This is a genomic window from Xanthomonas sp. NCPPB 2922 (assembly GCF_041520885.1).
In the GTDB taxonomy this organism is placed as follows: Bacteria; Pseudomonadota; Gammaproteobacteria; order Xanthomonadales; family Xanthomonadaceae; genus Xanthomonas; species Xanthomonas campestris.
Map to the genome: position 1 here is coordinate 222,787 of NZ_JBGOFY010000001.1, position 19,793 is coordinate 242,579.

Genomic DNA, 19,793 nt, shown 5'->3' on the forward strand with positions numbered 1-19,793 from the left:
GGCGAGAACGCAGCCGTGCGTCATCGCCGCGCCTCGCGCGCGAACAACTGCCGCAGTGCCATGTCCGGCGGCGCATCCAGGTAATGCACGGTGTGCGCAATGCCGGCGGCGTGCCAGCGCGCCTGCCGCGCGCGCTGCGCCTGATCGAAGCGCAGCAGGTAGTCCGCGCGCATAGCCGCACCATCGCCCAGCAGTTCCTCGCCGGTCTCCGGGTCGCGGAAGCGGTGCCCGCCGTCGAAGGGGAAGTCGCGCTCGTCGCAAGTCAGCACCTGCAGCTGCAGCACGTCGCGACGTGCGGCGGCGAGTTTTTCCAGTGCCTCCAGCAAGGCATCGTCGAAGCCATCGCCAATCGACAGCACCAGCGCATGCGCGGCGATGCGTTCCCACAGCGGGTGCAGCGCGTCCATGCCCGGCCAGGCGCCGCCGGCCCGCAGCCCGTGCAAGGCCAGCCACAGCCGGTCGCGTTGACGCGGCCCGCCGCCGGCCGGCACCGCCACCAGCCCACCGCCATGCACCGCAAACAGGCCGACCTGGTCGCCCTGGCGCAGCGCCACTTCGGCCGCGCAGGCGGCCAGTGTGGCCATCGCCTGCAGGCGGGTGCTGCCCGGGCGCGCCTGATCGGCCTGGCCGGCGGAGGCGGTGGCGTCAAGCAACAGCCAGAGCGTGAGCGGGCTCTCGCGCTCGGCTTCGCGCACAAAGAAACGGTCCGAGCGTGCGTACAGTTTCCAGTCGATCTGGCGCAGCGCGTCGCCGGGTTCGTAGGCGCGGTACTGGGCAAATTCCAGCCCGGCACCGCGGCTGCGGCTGGCGTGCTGGCCGATGCCCTGCTGGCCCTGCGCGTTGCGCTCGTGCAACTGCAGGCCACGCAGGCGGCTGCGCAGCGCGGCGGGAATCAGGGCCGGCACGTCGATACTCACGCGTGTGGATGCCTTACGCGGGGTACGGCACGGCGCGCAGCAGCGCGGCGATGACATCGTCGGCGCTGCGTTGTTCGGCCTCGGCGGCGAACGACAGCAGCAGGCGGTGGCGCATCACCGGCGCGGCCAGTGCGGTGACGTCCTCGCGCGTGGCGGCCAGGCGGCCATGCAGCAACGCACGCGCCTTGGACGCGAGCACCAGCGACTGCCCGGCACGCGGGCCGGCGCCCCACTTGATCCACTGGCGCACCTCCTCGCTGGCCTGCGGACCAGGCCGGCTTGCGCGCACCAGGCGGTTGATCCAGGTCAGCAGATCCGCGCCCACGTGCACCTCGCGAACATGTTGCTGCAGCGCCTGCACGCTGGCCGCATCCATCACCTTGGGCACCTGTGCGCTGGCAGTGCCGGTGGTCTGGGTGAGGATGTCGCGCTCTTCCTGCTCGCTGGGGTAATCCACGCGTACATGCAGCAGAAAACGGTCCAGCTGCGCTTCCGGCAGTGGATAGGTGCCGGCCTGTTCGATCGGATTCTGCGTGGCCAGCACGAAGAATGGCGCCGGCAATGCATAGGTGGTGCCGGCGTAGCTGACGGTGCGCTCGCTCATCGCTTCGAGCAGCGCGGCCTGGGTCTTGGGCGGGGTGCGATTGAGTTCGTCTGCCAGCAGCAAGTTGGTGAAGATGGGACCTTGCTGGAAGCGGAAATGCCGGTGCCCGGTGCCGTGATCTTCTTCCAGCAGTTCGGTGCCCAGGATGTCGCTGGGCATCAGGTCCGGAGTGAACTGCACGCGCCGGAACTGCAGCTCTAGCGCCTGGCCTAGCGAGCGCACCAGCAGCGTCTTGCCCAACCCGGGCGCGCCTTCGAGCAGGCAGTGGCCGCCGGCCAGCAGGCCGATCAGCAGTTGTTCGACCACCGCCTCCTGGCCCACCACCGCCTGCGCCAACGCTGCACGCAGCGCGCCGAGTTTGGAGAGCTGTGCGGTGAGGAGGTCGTCATTGGGGGAGCTCATGCGGGAAGTCTCGTTGTGGGCGGTGTGCGTAGCGTGGTGCGTGTCATTGCAAGGGCGAGGGTGCGATGCGTGTGGATGTGGCGATGCAGGAGCGTGCTTGGGCGCGATGGGTGACCGGTAACGCAGCATCGCGCGCAAGCGCTCCTGCGGGGATGGTGGCTGCTCATCGCCTTTATCACCCTATGAATCTCCAGCTCGGTTCTGCAATGTTCCATCTGACTTGGTAGGAGCGCACTTGTGCGCGATGCCTTACCGATACACCCCAAACGCGCGCCCAGCTGGTTCTATCAATTGGTCAATGCATACATGACAATGTTGACTGCAAACTTGGTGTTGTCTTCGGCCAGGAAGCGCTTGTTGCGCCAGTCGTAATCCCATTCGCAGCCATAGTCCTTGTTGCTGTAGAGCACCCCGAGCCGGCCATCGATGGCGATGCCCTTGAGGTAGTCGTGCACCAGGTCGTCGCCCCAGCCATTGAGCTCGAAGCTCGTGGCCGGCGGGCCGTCCGGAAACTTGAAGAACGCGTTGTACAGCCGGTGGTTCTTTGGCAATTTCTGCAGCGCGCTCTTGCCGAAGATCGAAGCCATCTGCGCTTCGAACGAGGTGGCGAACAAACCATCGATATCGTGATTGCAGTCGTCCACAAACACGAACCCGCCATTGCGCACATAGCGTTCGAAATTGCGCCGCTCGGCCGGATTGAACTCCACCAGCTTGTGCCCGGCCAGGTAGCAGAACGGCGCCTGCAGCATGCGCGGATCGGACAAGGCGATCACATGTTCCTGCGGGTCCACACGCAGCTGCGTGTAATCGATCAGCGAGGTGATCAGGTTGGACGGCATGCGCGCATCCACATCCCAGTCACCGGAGTCGTAGCGCAAACGTGTAAACCAGAAATCGTAGTTGCCGGCCGCGCGCGCGCGCAACGGCAGCGCAAGGGTGGCGACGCTACCGAGCAGCAGGCCGAGGACGTGGCGCCGCGAAATAGGAGCCGGGAAACCGTGAAGGGGAGCCGCAGGCGCGCGCGCCTGCAAGGTATCCGTCTGCAAAGAGCGGTTTCTGCTCTTCGATTCCCGAATCCCCACTCCCGATTCCCGGCTCCGACTCACACCGCATCCGACAACGAGGTAAACGTGAAATCACGCAGCCGCATCGGCGGAATCATCATCACGTAGCTGGACTCGTCACCGGCCACGCGCACCGGCTTGCCCAGCTCGTCGATGTTGTTGAGCATGATGATCGGCGATTCATTGAAACGAAAATTCTTCACCGGGTATTTGATCTGCCCGTTCTCGATGTAGAACGTGCCATCGCGGGTCAAGCCGGTGAGCAGCACCGTCTGCGGGTCGACCATGCGGATGTACCAGGTGCGCGTGACCAGGATGCCCTTCTCTGTGCCGCGCACCAGCTCGGCAATGTTCTTCTCGCCGCCGGCCATCAACAGGTTGCCCGGCTCGCCGATCGCGCGCTTGCCGTTCTTCTGCGCCCAGAAGCGCGAATACTGCAGGTTGGCGATCTTGCCGTTTTCCACGATCGGCATCTTCTCGCGCGGCAGGCCTTCTTCATCCCACGGCATGACCGCCGCTCGCGGGTCCCACGGGTCGGCGGTGATGTTCACGCGCGGGTCGTAGACCTGCTCGCCGAGCTTGTTGCCGCCACCCTTCTTGGACAGGAAGCTGCGGCCTTCATCGGCCATGCGCGCATCGAAGTAGCGCATCATGAACGAGATCAGGCCAGCGGCCGCGGCGGGCTCCAGAATCACCGTGTATTTGCCCGGTTCCAGCGCCTTGGCCTCGGCCGAATCGCTGGCCTTGCGCATCGCAATGCGCACGTCCTGCTCGGCCTTGAAATCGGCGGCGTCTTTCAGGTTGCGCCCCACCCAGCCCGAGCCGCGGCCGTCTTCGGTGCGCACGGTGCAGGTGTAGTCGAAGCGGGCGCCGCGCTGGTAACCGAAGTTGCCCTTGCTGTTGGCGAACGCGGTGAAGCTCTGGCCATCTTCCAGAAAGCCGGCGGCGATCAGGCCCTTGCCTTTGCACGGCGCGATCGAATCGGCGGCCACCTGCGCACGGAACGCCGGGTCGATGGCCGCGGTGGATTCGCTGAAGGTGGGGCTGGCGGTGTAGGTCTGCTTGTCGACGGCCGGCATGAATTCCGGATTCTCCGGTGCCAGCCGTGCCAGGTCTTCGGCGCGGCGTACCACGCGTTCCAGCGAGGCATCGTCGAACTCGTTGATGGTGGCCACGCCCACGCGCTTGCCGAACGCCACCTGCACCTGCAGGTCGGTGTTGTCGACGATGCCGCTGGTGGATACGTTATTCAGCGCAAAACGGATGTTGCCGTCGATCGAGCCGGTGAGCTGTGCGGTGCACTCATCGGCCTTGGATAATTTGATGACCTTGTCCAGGATGGCCTTGGCCTGCGCTTCGGTAAGGATGCTCATCTAGTTTTCTCCTGTCAGCCGAGCGAGCGGGCGGTGTTGATGACGTTGATGCCGTCGAAACGGGCGGTGGACGAACCATGCGACACCGCCGAGGACTGGCTCGGCTGGCCCTTGCCGTCGAAGAACGAACCGCCCAGGCGGTAGTCGCGCTGGTCGGCCACGGCGCTGCAGGCATTCCAGAATTCCGGGGTGCGGATCTGGTAGGCCACGTCTTCGAGCATGCGGGTGATGGCGCCGTTCTTGATTTCGTAGAACAGCTGGCCGCCGAACTGCGCGTTGTAGCGCTGCTGGTCGATGGAGAACGAGCCATCGCCGATGATGTAGATGCCGTTTTCCACGTTCTTGATCAAATCGCTGACGCTCAGTGGCGTCTTGCCGGCCGCCAGCGAGACATTGGCCATGCGCTGGAACTGCACGCTCGACCACGAGTCGGCGTAGCAGCAACCATCAGAGGCGGTCTTGCCGAGAATATGCGCCTGGTCGCGGATGGCCTGGTAGTCCACCAGCCTGCCGTCGCGGATCAGATCCCACTGCTTGGTCTTGACGCCTTCATCGTCGTAACCCACCGCGCCCAGGCTGCCTGGCTGGGTCTTGTCGGCCAGGATATGCACCTTGTCGCTGCCGTACTGGAAGCCGGCCTTGAGCTTGTCGAGCGTGGCGAAACTGGTGCCGGCGAAGTTGGCCTCGTAGCCGAGCACGCGGTCCAGTTCCAGCGGGTGGCCCACCGACTCGTGGATGGTGAGCCAGGTGTGCGAGGGGTCCAGCACCAGGTCGTATTTGCCCGGCTTCACCGACGGCGCCTTGAGTTTTTCCTGCGCCTGCTTGGCCGCGGCGATGGCGTCTTCCTTCATGTCGTAAGACAAACCGTAATTCACCACGCCGTTGGGCGAAACGAACTTGCCCGAGGCCGCACCATCCAGATACTCGTAGCCCAGCCCCATCGGTGCGGACAGCCCATCGCGGGTGCGGAACTTGCCGCTGGCCTTGTCGATGGCGGTCACGCTCATCGGTGCCCAGATGCGGTGCACGTCCTGGTCGATGTAGGAGCCATCGGTGCTGGCGAAATACTTCTGCTCGTTGACCACGAACAGCATCGAGTTGACGAAGTTGGCACCGGCGGCAGTCGCCGCGGCGTTGACGCCGAGCAGCAAGTCCACCTTGTCCTTGATCGGCACTTCCATCGCGTTCTTCTTGATCGGCGTCTTCCAGCTGACCTCGCCCACGCCGGGTGTGGGAGCGAGCTGGACCGGTGTGCCCTGCACCTTGGCATTGGCCTTGGCGATCGCGGTCGCCTGCTGCGCGGCCTTGGCCACGCCTTGCTCGGTGAGATCGTTGGTGGCCGCAAAGCCCCACGCGCCCGCCACGATCACGCGGATGCCGGCACCGATGGACTCGGTGTTGACCACGTTCTGCACCTTGTCTTCGCGGGTGATCACGAACTGGCGCAGATACCGGCCGATGCGTACATCGCAATAGCTCGCACCACCCTGACGCGCCGCGGTGAGGCCGGCATCGGCCAGGCGCTTCTTGCGGCCCACATCAAAGGGTGTCAACAACTGCTCGGCGGCAATGGCCTTGCCGAAGTAGGCGGGCACGATCAGCCCACCCATGGTCAGCCCGGTCAGGGCCAGGAAATCACGTCGCTGCACGGCGAACTCCCCACTAGTCCCGCGCGGTGCGCGGGTATCCATTTGACGCGCGGATCGCTGCCCACGCGTGTCGATCCCGATTCTTGCTGGACGGTGAATCCCGCGTCAAATGACTTTCGGCAGGGGTGTAGCGGCAATCGCTGTGCTCGCGTGAGTCGAGCGGCACACGCTGACTGCATGCAACTGTGGCGAGCGGGGCTGGTTGCGTGCGCTTGATGCGTCATCGTGTCGGCATGCGATGGGATCGCTGAACGGCGTGCATTCTCTTATTGGCGCTCGTGCAATGCGCGACGCGCACGCCCTCGTGCGCAGTGCCTGCTGCATATAGCTCAAAGAGGCTAAAGATGAAGAGATCGTCTGCCGCGTGGCTGCAGGGCCCTTGCCCGCTCACCCTCGCAGGACACGCCGCAAGTACGTCACTGTAGGCTCTTACGCGGCATCCATGCCGCGTAAGGTCCCGCGACGGTGGGCGGGCAAGGACCAGTGGAGAGTGTCGGTTTGCGTGGTGCAAGCAGTGCACGACGTGCGTTGTTCGGATAACGGCGCGTCCGATCAGTGTCGCAAGGCAAGCCGAGTAACACGCAGGCTTTCAACAAAGCAACCGACTCACTTTCTGGTGCGGTGTCCTCGCCGATTGCGGGACCGTGTGGCGGCATGGATGCCGCCACCGAGCCTACATGGGCGTACTTGCGGCGTGTCCCGCGAGCGGCGAGGGCACCGCGCACTCGACTGACCAAGCTTTTGATCGCACCTAAACGACGCAACGACCTGCTGAGATTGTGGGTGTGTCTACTTGCAACCAGGACAGCTCTAACAAAGTGACCTACAAACCGTTTGTTGGCAGCTCTCAGCCCAACGAACGCGCGGTGTTGATCACATTGACGCCATCGAAGCGCGCGGTGGATGACCCATGCGAGACCGCCGAGACCTGGCTGGGTTGGCCCTTGCCATCGAAGAACGACCCGCCCAGGCGGAAGTCACGTTGGTCGCAGACCGCGCTGCAGGCGTTCCAGAACTCCGGCGTGCGGATCTGGTACGCGCCATCTTCGACCAGGCGCGTGACCTGGCCGTTTTCGATCTCGTAGAACAGCTGCCCGCCGAATTGCGCGTTGTAACGTTGCTGATCGATCGAGTACGAACCGCGCCCGTGGATATACAGCCCGCGCTCGACGTTCTTGATCATGTCCGCCACCGCCAGTGGCGTCTTGCCCGGGGCCAGCGACACATTGGGCATGCGCTGGAACTGCACGTTCGACCATGAATCGGCATAGCTGCAGCCATCGGAGGCGGTCTTGCCGAGCAGGTGCGCCTGATCGCGCGTGCATTGGTAGTCGACCAGGATGCCGTCCTTCACCAGGTCCCATTGCTTGGTCTTGACGCCTTCATCGTCGTACCCCACCGCGCCCAGGCTGCCGGGCTGGGTCTTGTCGGCAACGAAGGTCACCGCATCGCTGCCCCAGCGGTAGCCGGCATCGCGCTTGTCCAGCGTGGCGAAGCTGGTGCCCGCATAATTGGCCTCGTAGCCCAGCACGCGATCGAGCTCTAGCGGGTGGCCCACCGATTCGTGGATGGTGAGGAACAAATTGCTCGGGTCGATCACCAGATCGTACTTGCCGGCCTTCACCGACGGCGCGGTGAGCTTTTCGCGCGCCTGCTTGGCCGCGGCGATCGCATCTTCGCGTGCATCGTAGCTGCGCCCGTAGCCGATGAGCCCGCCAGGCAGGCGATGCTTTTCGCCTGCAGCGCCATCCAGGTATTCGTAGCCCATGCCTATCGGCGAGGACAATCCATCGCGGGTGCGGAACTTGCCGCTGGCCTTGTCCACCGCGGTCACCGTGAATGGCAACCACAGCCGGTGCACGTCCTGGTCGATATAGGAGCCATCGCTGCTGGCGAAGTATTTCTGTTCGTTGATGGCGAACATGCGCGAGGCCACGAACGTGGCGCCGGCATTCAGCGCGGCGGCGTTGACGTCCATCAACAGCGCCACCTTGTCTTGCAACGGTACTTCCATCGCGTTCTTTTTGATCGGTGTCTTCCAGCTGACCTGCCCGGCCGGCGTCACCGGCGCCAGCTGCACCGGCGTACCGCCCAGCCGCGCATTCGCCTTGGCGATCGCCACTGCCTGCCGCGTGGCGGTGGCCACGCCATCGCTGGTGAGCGTATTGGTCGCTGCAAAACCCCACGCGCCATCGGCCAGCACGCGCACGCCCACGCCGCTGGATTCGGCATTGACCACGTTCTCCACCTGCGCTTCGCGGGTGATCACGAACTGGCGCAGATACCGGCCCACGCGCACATCGCAATAGCTGGCGCCCCCGCTCTTGGCGGTGGTGAGTGCGGTGTCGGCCAGGCGCCGATTGCGCGCTGCATCCACCGGGCTGAGCAACTGCTCGGCCGCGATCAGGCGCGTGTTCGGCAGCAGCAACCCGGCAGCACCGATACCGGACAAGGTGAGGAAGGTACGACGGTCCACGTGGCGTTCTCCACTGAAGCGCACGCTGCGCACGTGCAAACCCCGAGGGTGGCGTAGAGGCGTGAAAATGGTCAAGTGATATGCACGGTGATCCGGCGAGCGCGAGCGGTATGGGTAGTACTGCGCTGTTCGACGGGGCTCGCAGTCCGCCTGCTGCCGGTCAGGCGTTATCAGGGCTGTCCAGCATGAATAAATGATTGAACTGCGTTGCCGTTTTGTAGAGGTGCCCGGCCTTGCGCAAGCGCGTGTAATCGGCGTTGAATGTATCCTGATAACCACGCCCGATGAGAATTGGGGTGAGCAGAAGCCCGTCGCAAACCACCATGCCTTCGTATGCAAACACGCCCGTTTCTACAAACATTGGCGGATCGTGGGCCAACACATTCAGTGGGTCGGTTAACGCTCGAACCTCAAATGCACTTTCAGTTTCGGTGTCGAGGAAGACCGCATGGCGCTTGGTCTGTCGAAGGTAAATCCATCGCCTTATCTGAATGTTTCGCACGGCGTCGGCCACCGAAGATGCAAGTGGCTCGTCTAGCGTCCGCAGCGCATCGATAGTCTTGCCGATCAATCCTGGATTCTGCGATGCATAAGTCCTGGCAGTGACTAGGTCGCGTTGAGTGGACTTGGTTTTCAGCAGCCCGGCATCAGCCAGGATGCGAAACAAGACCTTCTTGTAGCCTTCGATGAAGAGCATTGCTGATTCATGTGGGATAAGCATGACCTAAGAACCAAGACCTGAGATTGATCGTATCAACTGGCATCATGAATAATTTCCGAAGTCAACCTGTGGCCGGCTAACGCTCGCGGTAGCCGCGGCCGCACGCCCCCGCACTCACAAGGAGTCAATCTGCCAACCGTCAGTGACTTGCCGGAACGATGTCTGCTTGTGCAGCCATGACACCCATGGGCGTAGGTGTCATCGGGCCGTCTAATTTATGGGCAACCCAGCGGCCAAATCTCAACCCCGCGCCTTGTCGAACTCCACGTGATACCGCGTCGCCTCGGCCACCTCGTTCTTCGAGCCCAAAAACACCGGCACGCGCTGATGCAGTTGCGTCGGTTGAATATCCAGGATGCGCTCGCGCCCCGTGGTCGCGGCGCCGCCGGCCTGCTCCACCAGCATGCCCATCGGGTTGGCTTCGTATATCAGGCGCAGCTTGCCGGGCTTGGCCGCGTCCTTCTTGTCCCAGGGGTAGATGAAGATGCCGCCGCGGGTCAGGATGCGGTGCACGTCGGCCACCATGCTGGCGATCCAGCGCATGTTGAAATCCTTGCCGCGCGCGCCGTCCTTGCCGGCCAGCAGGTCGCCCACATAGGCCTGCATGGCCGGTTCCCAGTGGCGCTGGTTGGACATGTTGATGGCGAATTCGGCAGTGTCTTCGGGCACGCGCATGTCGGCCTGGGTCAGCAGGAAGCTGCCTTCCTCACGCTCCAGGGTGAACGCGTGGGTGCCGTGGCCCAGCGTGAGTACCAGCATGGTGCTGGGGCCGTAGATGCAATAGCCGGCGGCCACCTGTTGTGTGCCCGGCTGCAGGAAGTGTTCGTCGCCGGGCTTTTCGGTGCCCTTTGGCGCGCGCAGCACCGAGAAGATGGTGCCGACCGAGACGTTGACGTCGATGTTGGAGCTGCCGTCCAGCGGGTCGAACAACAGCAGGAAATCGCCGCTGGGGTATTGGTCGGGCACTGGCTGGCTGTGGTCCATCTCTTCCGATGCGCAGGCGGCGAGGTGGCCGCCCCAGGCATTGGCTTCGAGCAGGATGTCGTTGCTCAGCACGTCGAGCTTCTTCTGCGCCTCGCCCTGCACGTTGCCGGTGCCGGCATCGCCCAGCACGCCGCCCAGGGCGCCCTTGCTGACGGCGATGGAGATGCGCTTGCAGGCGCGCGAGACGATGGTGATCAGCTGGCGCAATTCCGGGTCGATACGGCCGGCGTGTTGCTCTTCGATCAGGAAGCGGGTCAGCGAGGGACGCGACATGGAGCGGGCAGCCTGTGCAGGAAGTGGGCCGCCATTGTCGCCATTGCGCCGTTAGATTTCGATCACCGGCTGCGCGCTTTGCATCTTTGCGCGCCTATCGCAGCGCGCGTCGCCCACAAAAAAGCCGGGAGGCGTCAGCGCTCCCGGCTCTTCATCGCGCAAGCTGCGGCGCAGGATCAGCCGCGGCTGACCGTGGCCACGGCCTGGGCCACGTAGTCCAGATTGCGCTGGCTCAGCGCGGCCACGCAGATGCGGCCGGTGCCGACCGCATAGATCGCGAACTCGTCACGCAGGCGGTCCACCTGCGACTTGGTCAGGCCCGAGTACGAAAACATGCCGGCCTGGCGCTGGATGAACTCGAACTCCGGTGCGCCCAGCGCGGCCAGCTTGGCGACCAAGCCGGCACGCAACGCGTGGATGCGCTCGCGCATTTCGGTGAGTTCCTGCTCCCACACATCGCGCAGCTCCGGGCTGGTCAGCACGCCGGCCACCAGGGCGGCGCCGTGCGTGGATGGGCTGGAGTAGATCGTGCGGATGATGCGCTTGACCTGCGACTGCACCGCCTTGGCTTCGGCGGCCGTGGCCGAGACCACCGACAACGCGCCCACGCGCTCGCCATACAGCGAGAACGACTTGGAGTACGAGCTCGCCACCACGTAGGTGTCGATGCCTTCGGCCGCCAGCAGGCGCACCGCGTAGGCGTCGGATTCAATGCCCTTGTCGAAGCCCTGGTAGGCGATGTCCACGAACGGGAACAGGTTGCGTTCTTTCAACAGGCCGGCCAGCTGCTTCCACTGCTCGCGGCTGAGGTCGGCACCGGTGGGGTTGTGGCAGCAGGCGTGCAGCAGCACCACCGTGCCCGGCTCCAGCTTGGCCAGGTCGGCCAGCATGCCGTCGAAGTTCAGCCCGTGGCTGGCGGCATCGAAATAGGTGTAATCCACCACCTCGAAGCCGGCCGCGCCGAACACCGCGCGGTGGTTTTCCCAGCTGGGGTTGCTGATGGCGATGGTGGAGGTGGGCAGCAGCTTCTTGAGCAGGTCCGCGCCCACGCGCAGCGCACCGCTGCCGCCAACGGTCTGCGAGGTCGCCACGCGGCCGGAGGCCACCAGCGCCGACTCGGCGCCGAACAGCAGCTCCTGGGTGGCCTTGTCGTAGGCGGCCAGGCCGTCGATGGGCAGGTAGCCGCGCGGTTTGGCATCCAGCGCGAGCTGCTGCTCGATTTTCTGCACGGCGCGCAACAGCGGGATGCGCCCGTTTTCGTCGTAATAGATGCCAACACCCAGATTGACCTTGTTGGGGCGGCTGTCGGCGTTGTAGGCCTCGGTCAGGCCCAGGATGGGGTCGCCTGGAACCTGTTCTACATTTGCAAAGAAGGACACGGCATGACTCGCTGGAGGACGGAAGGTGGGGATACTGCCGGGCGTCGAGCCGCGGCACGGCCAAACCGCCTCATCCTAACAGGGCACGGCGCGGGGTAGCATGCTTCGTTCCGTACGAAACGATGCGGCCACAGTACGGATGAGGGACACTAGCGCCATGCCCAGACTGACCCTGTTGGCCGCCGCGTGCGGCCTGTTCGTAGCGAGCGCGTCGTCGCTCGCCCTGGCCGCCGACGCGGCCCCGCCGATTGCCGCGTTGCCCGCCGTGCAGGTGGATGCCGCGCGCGTGCACGGCGTGGACGACTTCGACCTGCCGGCCTCGTTCACGGTGGTGGCGGCCGACGACGACAACCGCCGCGGCGCGCAGGTGTCCGAACTGCTGGACGGCATTCCCGGGCTGGTGGCGCGTGACCGCCAGAACTACGCGCAGGACACCCAGCTGTCGATCCGCGGCTTCGGTGCGCGCTCCACCTTCGGCGTGCGCGGCGTGCGCCTGCTGGTGGACGGCATCCCGGCCAGCATGCCCGACGGCCAGGGCCAGCTCTCGCACTTCAACGTGCTGGGCGCGCAGCGGGTGGAAGTGCTGCGCGGGCCGTTCTCGGCGCTGTACGGCAACTCCTCGGGCGGCGTGCTGCAGCTGTGGAGCGCGGACGGCAAGCCCGGCGACCCATGGCGGCTGCGTGCCACCTACGGCAGCAATGCCACCGTCAATACCGGGGCGCAGTTGCTCGGCCAGCAGGGTGCGGTGCACTACAACCTGGCCGCGAACCACTTCGAAACCGATGGTTTTCGCGACCACAGCCGCGCCAAGCGTGAGTCGGTCAACGCCAAGCTCGGCTTCGACCTGGCGCCCGGCAGCCGGCTGGACCTGGTGCTCAACTATCTGGATGCCCCGGACGCGCAGGACCCGTTGGGCCTGACCCGCGCACAGGTCACCGCCGACCCGCGCCAGGCCACCGCCGTGGCCACGCAGTTCAACACCCGCAAGTCGGCGCGGCAGTCGCAGGCCGGAGCGATTTTCACCCAACAATTCGATACCCAGACGCTGCGCCTGATGGCCTACGGCGGCAAGCGCAGCGTGGAGCAGTTCCTGGCGATTCCGGTGGCGGTGCAGCGCAATCCGCTGCACTCGGGCGGGGTGATCGACCTGGACAGCAATTATGAAGGCGCCGACGTGCGCTGGGCCTGGCAAGGTCAGGCGCTGGGGCGGCCGCTGCAGCTCACCGTGGGGGCCAACGTCGACCGCCAGCGCCAGCAACGCACCGGCTATGAAAACTTCGTCGGCACCACGCTCGGGGTGAAGGGCGCGCTGCGCCGCAACCAGCGCGATCAGGTCGAGAACGTGGACCAGTTCGCGCAGGCGTGGTGGCAGTGGAGCGACCGCTGGTCGGCGCTGCTGGGCGTGCGCCACAGCGCGGTGCGCTTCCGCTCTGACGACAACTACATCGTCGGGCGCAACCCGGACGACAGCGGCCAGCGTGATTATTCGGCGACCACGCCGGTGGCCGGCATCGTGTTCCGCGCCAGCGACGACCTGCGGGTGTATGCCTCGGTGGGACGCGGGTTCGAAACGCCCACCTTCAACGAACTGGGCTACCGCAGCGACGGCGGCGCCGGCCTGGCGCTGGATCTGGGCGCGGCGAAAAGCCGCAACGTCGAAGTGGGCACCAAGTGGCGTTCGCAAAGCGGTGCGGCGATGGAATTGGCGCTGTTCCGCGCCGACACCGACGACGAACTGGCAGTGGCCAGCAACACCAACGGCCGCAGCACCTTCCGCAACATCGGCGCCACCCGGCGCCAGGGCGCGGAGCTGAGCTGGCAGCAGCCGATCGGCCAGACCCAGCAAGTGCAACTGGCCTACACCTTCGTCGACGCCACCGTGCGCGATGGCTACCTCACCTGCGCCAGTAGCGGTTGCGCCACGCCCACCGCACCGGTGGCCAGCGGCGCGCGGCTGCCGGGCGTGCCGCGGCAGCAGCTGTTTGCACGCTGGCAATGGCAGCCGTTGCAGTGGCAGTTCGCCGCCGAATCGGTGGTCTCCGATGCCACCGTGGTCAATGACCTGGCCACCGAGCGCGCCGCCGGCTACGCACTGGTGAACCTGGAAGCCTCACGGCGCTGGGCCACCGCCCACGGCGCACTGCGCACCTTCGCCCGCATCGACAACGCGCTGGACCGCGCGTACGTGGGCTCGGTGATCGTCAACGACGGCAACGGCCGCTATTACGAACCCGGCCCGGATCGCACTTACACCGTAGGCCTGCAATGGGATTTTGGCAGCTGACGGGCGCTCGCCATGAAGCACGCGCCCGACTGCGCGTTGCCTCGTAGGAGCCCGCTCGCGCGCGATGGGGCATTCCCATGACGCCTAGCCACGCGCGCGTTTCTGCTTCATGTGCTGAATGTCTCAAGTGTGTAGAGCGCCGCCTTCAGCGTCACCGGGCAATTGATCGACGCGGCTTGGAACGCATGCAGATGCACCAGACAACACCGCATCGCGCGCAAGCGCGCTCCTACCCGCTGACTGCCATCCGCCTGCACACACGAGAGCCCCGCATGATCGTCGTAGACCACGCACCGGCCGACTGGTTTCTGCTGCGCGATGCAGACGATGGGTATTGGCTGGACGTGAACTGCAACATGTCTGCAACGGGCTTCTCGATCTTGCTGGCGTTGGATGCCGGTGAGCGTGACACCGTAATAGCGCATGGTCACGCCGCTTGCCTGCAGCTTGCAGCGCAGGTACAGCAGTGCCCGCGGGATTTTGCCGCGCGTGACATCTCCTCGGTGCATGGCGCGCGCGTGACCGCAGCGGTGCACGCCTGGCGTGCGGCAGGTTCGGCATAGTCACGGCTGTCGGCAGGCAGGGCGCATGCACTACAGTCCACCGCACGCGTTCCGCGCGCGGCGCGGCAAACGCGGTTACCGCGCAACTGTTCGGCGCACAAAACGTGCGTTGCGGTGAGAGAACGTCTTCGGCACGCAGGTCACACCGTCCCGCAAGAGGGCGATCATGGTCCCGGGCGTGGGCATGCCGTATGCGATGGCTGAGCACGATGGGGGCATGTTGCTGGTCGAGCCACGTGGGCAGCTCGCGACATGGCTGAGCTCCACACCACCGGCAATGCCATCTGGATCTGCGGAAGCGATAACGCCATAGTGCCTGCCGGAATCGTGATGCTAAGCTGCGGCCAGGCACACCGCACGGAGCATGTGATGCATTCGATGATTGTGGTTTTCTCTACAGCCGTGTGCGTCATCGGCGCGCAAGCGGTTGCAGCTGCACCTGCCACTGAACAGGCGCAACTGCGGGTGATCCGCACGTTTCCCGCAGACAGCCCGGCCGTGTCGCAGGTGCATCGCTGGTTGCTTGGGCAGCCTGCAAAGATGCGGCCACCGGCGACGGCCGCCGCGTTGGGCCAGGTGCGCACCAGCTACGTCATGCACGCGTCCGACCCTGCACGCCGCGCACTGCTGACCAGGACCGATGTGGCATTCCCGGAGCGTGGGCAGACCGGCGATGCAGTGAGTATCGACAGCTGTGCCGGCGACACACGCCTGCACTGGACCTATCGCTGGGGCGCCACGTCAGCGCAGGCCGGCTGGCAGCTGCAGGCCTCGGAACTGGAGCGCGTGCCGGACTGCACGGCCGCGATGGCTGCACTGCCTGGCGCCGCATCGCAGGGTTGAGTCGCGCATGAGCCAGACACGCCCGCGCACGCACCGGCGTGGATTTCACGCCGGCTGAAGATTGCACGGGGGCGTTCGGCAATGACGCGCTGCAGCGCAATTGCAGCTCGATGCGCACTACGGCAACTGCGCAGCGATGACGCAATGCAACAGCGTCGCGCGCACCATTGCGTGCAAATGGCGCTTGGGTATACACGTGCGGACTCGCCCCCTGCAGGAGACTCCGATGAATGCACTTCCTTCCGCCAAGTCCCTCAACACCGACCCGCAATCCATCTTCAAACCACGCTACGACAACTTCATCGGCGGGGCATGGGTGGCGCCGCAGGGTGGTCAGTATTTCGACAACACCACGCCGATCACTGGCAAGGCGTTCACTTCGATCGCGCGCTCCAATGCGCAGGACATCGAAGCAGCGTTGGACGCCGCGCACGCGGCGAAGGAGGCGTGGGGCAAGACCTCCACCACCGATCGCTCCAACATGCTGCTCAAGATCGCCGACCGCATCGAGCAAAATCTCGAGCTGCTGGCCTACGCCGAGACCTGGGACAACGGCAAACCGGTACGCGAAACGCTCAATGCGGACGTGCCGCTGTGCGTGGATCACTTCCGCTATTTCGCCGGTGCCATCCGCGCGCAGGAAGGCGGCATCTCCGAGATCGACAGCGACACCATTGCCTATCACTTCCACGAGCCACTCGGCGTGGTGGGGCAGATCATTCCGTGGAATTTTCCGCTGCTGATGGCCTGCTGGAAACTCGCACCGGCGCTGGCCGCCGGCAACTGCGTGGTGATGAAGCCGGCCGAGCAGACCCCGGCCTCGATCCTGGTGCTGATGGAGGTGATCGGCGATCTGCTGCCGCCGGGCGTGCTCAACGTAGTGAACGGCTTCGGGCTTGAGGCCGGCAAGCCGCTGGCCAGCAATCCGCGCATCGCCAAGATCGCCTTCACCGGCGAAACCACCACCGGCCGGCTGATCATGCAGTACGCCAGCCAGAACCTGATCCCGGTAACGCTGGAGCTGGGTGGCAAATCGCCCAACATCTTCTTTGCCGATGTCATGGCCGAAGACGATGACTTTCTCGACAAGGCGGTGGAAGGCTTCGTGCTGTTTGCCTTCAATCAGGGCGAGGTGTGCACCTGTCCCTCGCGCGCGCTAATCCAGGAATCGATCTACGACACATTCATGGAGAAGGCGCTCAAGCGCGTGGCCGCGATCAAGCAGGGCAACCCGCTGGATCCCAATACCATGGTCGGCGCGCAGGCCTCAAGCGAGCAGCTGGAAAAGATTCTGTCTTACATCGACATCGGCAAGCAGGAGGGCGCCGAAATCCTGATCGGTGGCGAGCGCAACATGCTCGACGGGGAGCTATCGGACGGTTTCTATGTCAAGCCGACCGTGTTCAAGGGCCACAACAAGATGCGCGTGTTTCAGGAAGAAATCTTTGGCCCGGTGGTGTCGGTGACCACCTTCAAGGACGAGGCCGAAGCGCTGGCGATCGCCAACGACACCTTGTACGGATTGGGCGCCGGCGTATGGAGCCGCGATGCCTCCCGCCTGTACCGCATGGGCCGCGCGATCCAGGCCGGCCGCGTGTGGACCAACTGCTACCACGCCTATCCCGCGCATGCCGCGTTCGGTGGCTACAAGCAGTCGGGCATCGGCCGCGAAAACCACAAGATGATGCTCGACCATTACCAGCAGACCAAGAACCTGCTGGTGAGTTATTCGCCGAAGGCACTGGGGTTCTTCTGATGCAAGGCGAGCGGCATGCGGTAGGTCCATCCTGCCGCATGCCGCGGTGCGCTTGCCGCGAAGGACAATGATGCAGACGAATGCTTTCACGGCGACGTGTCAGCACGTTCGAACAGACTGCTTGCCAGTGTACGGAGCTGGTGAGTGAGCAGCGGGGAGAGATAGTGCACAACACAACCGAGGTCGCTCTACCGCTGCAGGTCATGGCGACCCTGCCCGCACTACAGCTAATCGACACCTTGCGTGCGCGTCACGGTGACGTGCTGTTCCATCAATCTGGCGGCTGCTGTGACGGGTCGTCGCCGATGTGCTTCCCGGTGGGCGACTTCATCGTGGGCGACCGTGATGTGCTGCTTGGCGAGATCGGCGGTGCGCCGTTTTATATCAGCGCGCCGCAGTTCGAATACTGGAAGCACACGCAGCTGATCATTGATGTGGTGCCCGGGCGCGGCGGGATGTTTTCGCTGGAAAACGGCGAGGGCGTGCGTTTTCTAGTGCGCTCGCGCCTGTTTAGCGATGAAGAATTCGCGCAGCTGCAGCTGGCCAAGCGGGTGTAATCCTGCGCGGGTGTTGGCAGATGGATAACGACCTCGCTTGATGGCTGAATACCAAACAGCGCGTAGGGCCAAGATCAACCGCGCGCCCGGATCACTCGCCACAGTTTTCCGAGAAATTCCCAAGGCACAGCGCATCCAGTTCTGAATGCGCCAAAAGCCTCAAATACCTAGCGCTCACGCTCACGACACTCTTGCGCAATTAACACGCCCCGGTAGGAGCGCGCTTGCGCGCGATGAAGCCTTCCCGCCGCAGGCTGCCGGCCCTGCAACATGCCGGGCAACGCGCCGCTTACGGCGCAGTGCCCGGCGTCTTGGCGGGCGTATCGTCGTCGGCGGGAATGACGGTCTCAGGGGCATCGCCGGCGCCACGGTCTTCGTAATGTTCGGCGTCACGCTTGCCGTGCTGTTCGCCGGGGTGCGTCGGCTGATCGCGTAGGGGGTCACGGGACATGGTGGATCTCCAGCAGATGTTGGGTACGCAGTTCACCGCCTCGGTGGTGAAGGCAACGCAAATCGCAGTTTGCAAGCGAATTTCTCACGCATGGCTCACGGCGCGCGCGTTACTGCTGTGCTCCCCCAAACGCCAGCACGTGGAGTCCGCCATGCGCCCCCTGGACCGCCGCCCCGATCGTCGCCTGTTCAGCGCGCACGCTGCGCCGGCACCAACCGAGCGCAAGCGCCGTACGCCACAGAGCGATGCGGTAGGTGTTGCGCAGGATTTCCACTGTTATAGCGTGGCAGATTTCCAGCGCCGTCGCCGGCGTGGCGGGCCCACCTGGCGCGATCTCTCTCCTGCGTATGCATTCGCCCGCATCACCCACGCCGCCGACTGGCCACGCGGTGCAGATCTGCAATGCGAGCAGGCACTGGCCGCACAGTGGGAAAGCATGCGTGGCGACTCGCGGCTGGACTGGCCGCATGCCCGCGATGTGGTCGAGGACGCTTGGCTGGCGCTGGACCATATTCCCGATGCGGCCGTGCACGGAGTGGCGCACTGATGGCACGACCGATCTGGACCGGAACGCTGTCGTTTGGCCTGCTCAACGTGCCGGTCTCGCTGATGTCGGGCGAGCGCAAGGTGGACCTGCATTTCCGCATGCTCGATTCGCGCGACAAGAAGCCCATCCGCTTCGAGCGCGTCAACGCCGACACCGGCGATGAAGTGCCGTGGAAGGAAATCGTCAAGGCCTTCGAGTACGACAAGGGCAGCTATGTGATCGTCGAGGAGCAGGACATCCGCTCCGCAGCGCCGGAAAGTCACGAGACGGTGGAAGTCGAGACCTTTGTCGATGCCGCCGACATCGACCCGCGCTACTTCGAAAAGCCCTACATCCTGGTGCCCGGCAAGAAGGCCGAAAAAGGCTATGTGCTGCTGCGCGAGACCTTGCGCGATACCGGCAAGGTAGGCATTGCCAAGGTGGTGATCCGCACCCGCGAATACCTGGCCGCAGTGATGCCGCAGGGCGATGCGTTGATCCTGCTGCTGCTGCGTTATCAGCAGGAAGTGGTGGACCCGGAAGATTTCAAGCTGCCGTCCGGGGCGGTGAGCGAGTACCGCATCACCGCCAAGGAGCAGGAGATGGCCAAGCAGCTGATCGAGTCGATGTCCGGCAAGTGGCAGCCGGAGGATTACCACGACGAGTTCCGCGGCAAGCTCGAGCAGATCCTGCGCAAGCGCATCCAGGCCAAGGGCGGCACCACGCAGGTGGACGACGAACCGGCCCCGCACGAAGACGCCACCACCAACGTGGTGGACTTCATGTCGTTGCTGCAAAAGAGCCTGCAAGCCAACACGCGGACCCCGGCAAAGAAAACCACGGCCGCGGCTGACACGCCGCCGGCCAAGAAAACCGCCACCAAGAAGGCGGCAAAGAAAGCGACCAAGAAAGCCGCCACGAAGGCCACCAAGAAAGCGGCGCCGCGGCGCAAGGCCGGGTAAGCGCCG

At 64.7% G+C, this 19,793-nt stretch carries 17 protein-coding genes; 7 read left to right on the top strand and 10 right to left on the bottom strand.

Annotated features, from left to right (window positions below; all coding sequences use genetic code 11):
- Positions 1–20: 20 nt before the first annotated feature.
- From ACD584_RS00945 to ACD584_RS00985, 9 genes are all read right to left on the bottom strand, one after another.
- Complete coding sequence (locus tag ACD584_RS00945) at positions 21–917, bottom strand: DUF58 domain-containing protein (protein WP_076037538.1); 897 nt, start codon at positions 915–917, stop codon at positions 21–23.
- A gap of 13 nt (positions 918–930) precedes the next feature.
- A complete protein-coding gene (locus tag ACD584_RS00950; RefSeq protein WP_043890221.1) occupies positions 931–1,923 on the bottom strand; it encodes a MoxR family ATPase in 993 nt (330 codons plus the stop codon).
- Between the two features lie 287 nt (positions 1,924–2,210).
- Positions 2,211–3,032, bottom strand: a complete 822-nt coding sequence (locus tag ACD584_RS00955) for a DUF4159 domain-containing protein (RefSeq protein WP_076037537.1) — start codon at positions 3,030–3,032, stop codon at positions 2,211–2,213.
- Positions 3,029–4,363, bottom strand: a complete 1,335-nt coding sequence (locus ACD584_RS00960) for a TldD/PmbA family protein (protein WP_014506027.1) — start codon at positions 4,361–4,363, stop codon at positions 3,029–3,031. The genes ACD584_RS00955 and ACD584_RS00960 overlap by 4 nt, the downstream gene beginning before the upstream one ends.
- Before the next feature lie 14 nt (positions 4,364–4,377).
- Complete coding sequence (locus tag ACD584_RS00965) at positions 4,378–6,012, bottom strand: TldD/PmbA family protein (protein WP_175611755.1); 1,635 nt, start codon at positions 6,010–6,012, stop codon at positions 4,378–4,380.
- An 847-nt stretch (positions 6,013–6,859) separates the two neighbouring features.
- Positions 6,860–8,488: a TldD/PmbA family protein gene (locus tag ACD584_RS00970; RefSeq protein ID WP_175611754.1), complete on the bottom strand. Its 1,629-nt coding sequence runs from the start codon at positions 8,486–8,488 to the stop codon at positions 6,860–6,862.
- Between the two features lie 160 nt (positions 8,489–8,648).
- Positions 8,649–9,185, bottom strand: a complete 537-nt coding sequence (locus ACD584_RS00975) for a hypothetical protein (RefSeq protein WP_014506030.1) — start codon at positions 9,183–9,185, stop codon at positions 8,649–8,651.
- Positions 9,186–9,449: 264 nt separating this feature from the next.
- The gene (locus tag ACD584_RS00980; RefSeq protein ID WP_076037535.1) at positions 9,450–10,466 is read right to left on the bottom strand and encodes a class 1 fructose-bisphosphatase; all 1,017 of its coding nucleotides are present in this window, start codon (positions 10,464–10,466) and stop codon (positions 9,450–9,452) included.
- A 176-nt stretch (positions 10,467–10,642) separates the two neighbouring features.
- The gene (locus ACD584_RS00985) at positions 10,643–11,845 is read right to left on the bottom strand and encodes an amino acid aminotransferase (protein ID WP_070689201.1); all 1,203 of its coding nucleotides are present in this window, start codon (positions 11,843–11,845) and stop codon (positions 10,643–10,645) included.
- Between the two features lie 157 nt (positions 11,846–12,002).
- Between ACD584_RS00985 and ACD584_RS00990 the strand changes: the two genes are divergently transcribed.
- The 5 genes from ACD584_RS00990 (at position 12,003) to ACD584_RS01010 (ending at position 17,848) form a co-directional block, all read left to right on the top strand.
- On the top strand, positions 12,003–14,129 hold the full coding sequence (locus ACD584_RS00990; RefSeq protein WP_175611753.1) for a TonB-dependent receptor: 2,127 nt from the start codon (positions 12,003–12,005) through the stop codon (positions 14,127–14,129).
- 272 nt (positions 14,130–14,401) lie between these two features.
- Positions 14,402–14,692, top strand: a complete 291-nt coding sequence (locus tag ACD584_RS00995) for a hypothetical protein (protein ID WP_076037968.1) — start codon at positions 14,402–14,404, stop codon at positions 14,690–14,692.
- A 369-nt stretch (positions 14,693–15,061) separates the two neighbouring features.
- A complete protein-coding gene (locus ACD584_RS01000) occupies positions 15,062–15,535 on the top strand; it encodes a hypothetical protein (protein ID WP_175611751.1) in 474 nt (157 codons plus the stop codon).
- A 226-nt stretch (positions 15,536–15,761) separates the two neighbouring features.
- Positions 15,762–17,291, top strand: coding sequence for an aldehyde dehydrogenase (gene adh / locus ACD584_RS01005; protein WP_076037533.1), 1,530 nt, complete (start codon positions 15,762–15,764; stop codon positions 17,289–17,291).
- 203 nt (positions 17,292–17,494) lie between these two features.
- The gene (locus tag ACD584_RS01010; RefSeq protein ID WP_175611891.1) at positions 17,495–17,848 is read left to right on the top strand and encodes a DUF779 domain-containing protein; all 354 of its coding nucleotides are present in this window, start codon (positions 17,495–17,497) and stop codon (positions 17,846–17,848) included.
- 289 nt (positions 17,849–18,137) lie between these two features.
- On the opposite strand, the gene ACD584_RS01015 is transcribed toward ACD584_RS01010, so the two are convergent.
- Positions 18,138–18,299 (bottom strand): hypothetical protein, encoded by a 162-nt coding sequence (locus ACD584_RS01015; RefSeq protein ID WP_014506038.1) that lies wholly within the window; start codon positions 18,297–18,299, stop codon positions 18,138–18,140.
- 151 nt (positions 18,300–18,450) lie between these two features.
- Between ACD584_RS01015 and ACD584_RS01020 the strand changes: the two genes are divergently transcribed.
- A complete protein-coding gene (locus ACD584_RS01020; RefSeq protein ID WP_267130759.1) occupies positions 18,451–18,846 on the top strand; it encodes a hypothetical protein in 396 nt (131 codons plus the stop codon).
- On the top strand, positions 18,846–19,787 hold the full coding sequence (locus tag ACD584_RS01025; RefSeq protein WP_076037531.1) for a Ku protein: 942 nt from the start codon (positions 18,846–18,848) through the stop codon (positions 19,785–19,787). The genes ACD584_RS01020 and ACD584_RS01025 overlap by 1 nt, the downstream gene beginning before the upstream one ends.
- Positions 19,788–19,793 lie beyond the last annotated feature (6 nt).

What these genes read in the sequence shown, in the direction of transcription:
- ACD584_RS00950 (WP_043890221.1), bottom strand. Translation starts at nt 1,923, where the DNA reads ATGAGCTCCCCCAATGACGACCTCCTCACCGCACAGCTCTCCAAACTC.
- ACD584_RS00960 (WP_014506027.1), bottom strand. Translation starts at nt 4,363, where the DNA reads ATGAGCATCCTTACCGAAGCGCAGGCCAAGGCCATCCTGGACAAGGTC.
- ACD584_RS00975 (WP_014506030.1), bottom strand. Translation starts at nt 9,185, where the DNA reads ATGCTCTTCATCGAAGGCTACAAGAAGGTCTTGTTTCGCATCCTGGCT.
- ACD584_RS00980 (WP_076037535.1), bottom strand. Translation starts at nt 10,466, where the DNA reads ATGTCGCGTCCCTCGCTGACCCGCTTCCTGATCGAAGAGCAACACGCC.
- ACD584_RS00990 (WP_175611753.1), top strand. Translation starts at nt 12,003, where the DNA reads ATGCCCAGACTGACCCTGTTGGCCGCCGCGTGCGGCCTGTTCGTAGCG.
- ACD584_RS00995 (WP_076037968.1), top strand. Translation starts at nt 14,402, where the DNA reads ATGATCGTCGTAGACCACGCACCGGCCGACTGGTTTCTGCTGCGCGAT.
- ACD584_RS01000 (WP_175611751.1), top strand. Translation starts at nt 15,062, where the DNA reads ATGCATTCGATGATTGTGGTTTTCTCTACAGCCGTGTGCGTCATCGGC.
- adh (WP_076037533.1), top strand. Translation starts at nt 15,762, where the DNA reads ATGAATGCACTTCCTTCCGCCAAGTCCCTCAACACCGACCCGCAATCC.
- ACD584_RS01010 (WP_175611891.1), top strand. Translation starts at nt 17,495, where the DNA reads ATGGCGACCCTGCCCGCACTACAGCTAATCGACACCTTGCGTGCGCGT.
- ACD584_RS01015 (WP_014506038.1), bottom strand. Translation starts at nt 18,299, where the DNA reads ATGTCCCGTGACCCCCTACGCGATCAGCCGACGCACCCCGGCGAACAG.
- ACD584_RS01020 (WP_267130759.1), top strand. Translation starts at nt 18,451, where the DNA reads ATGCGCCCCCTGGACCGCCGCCCCGATCGTCGCCTGTTCAGCGCGCAC.
- ACD584_RS01025 (WP_076037531.1), top strand. Translation starts at nt 18,846, where the DNA reads ATGGCACGACCGATCTGGACCGGAACGCTGTCGTTTGGCCTGCTCAAC.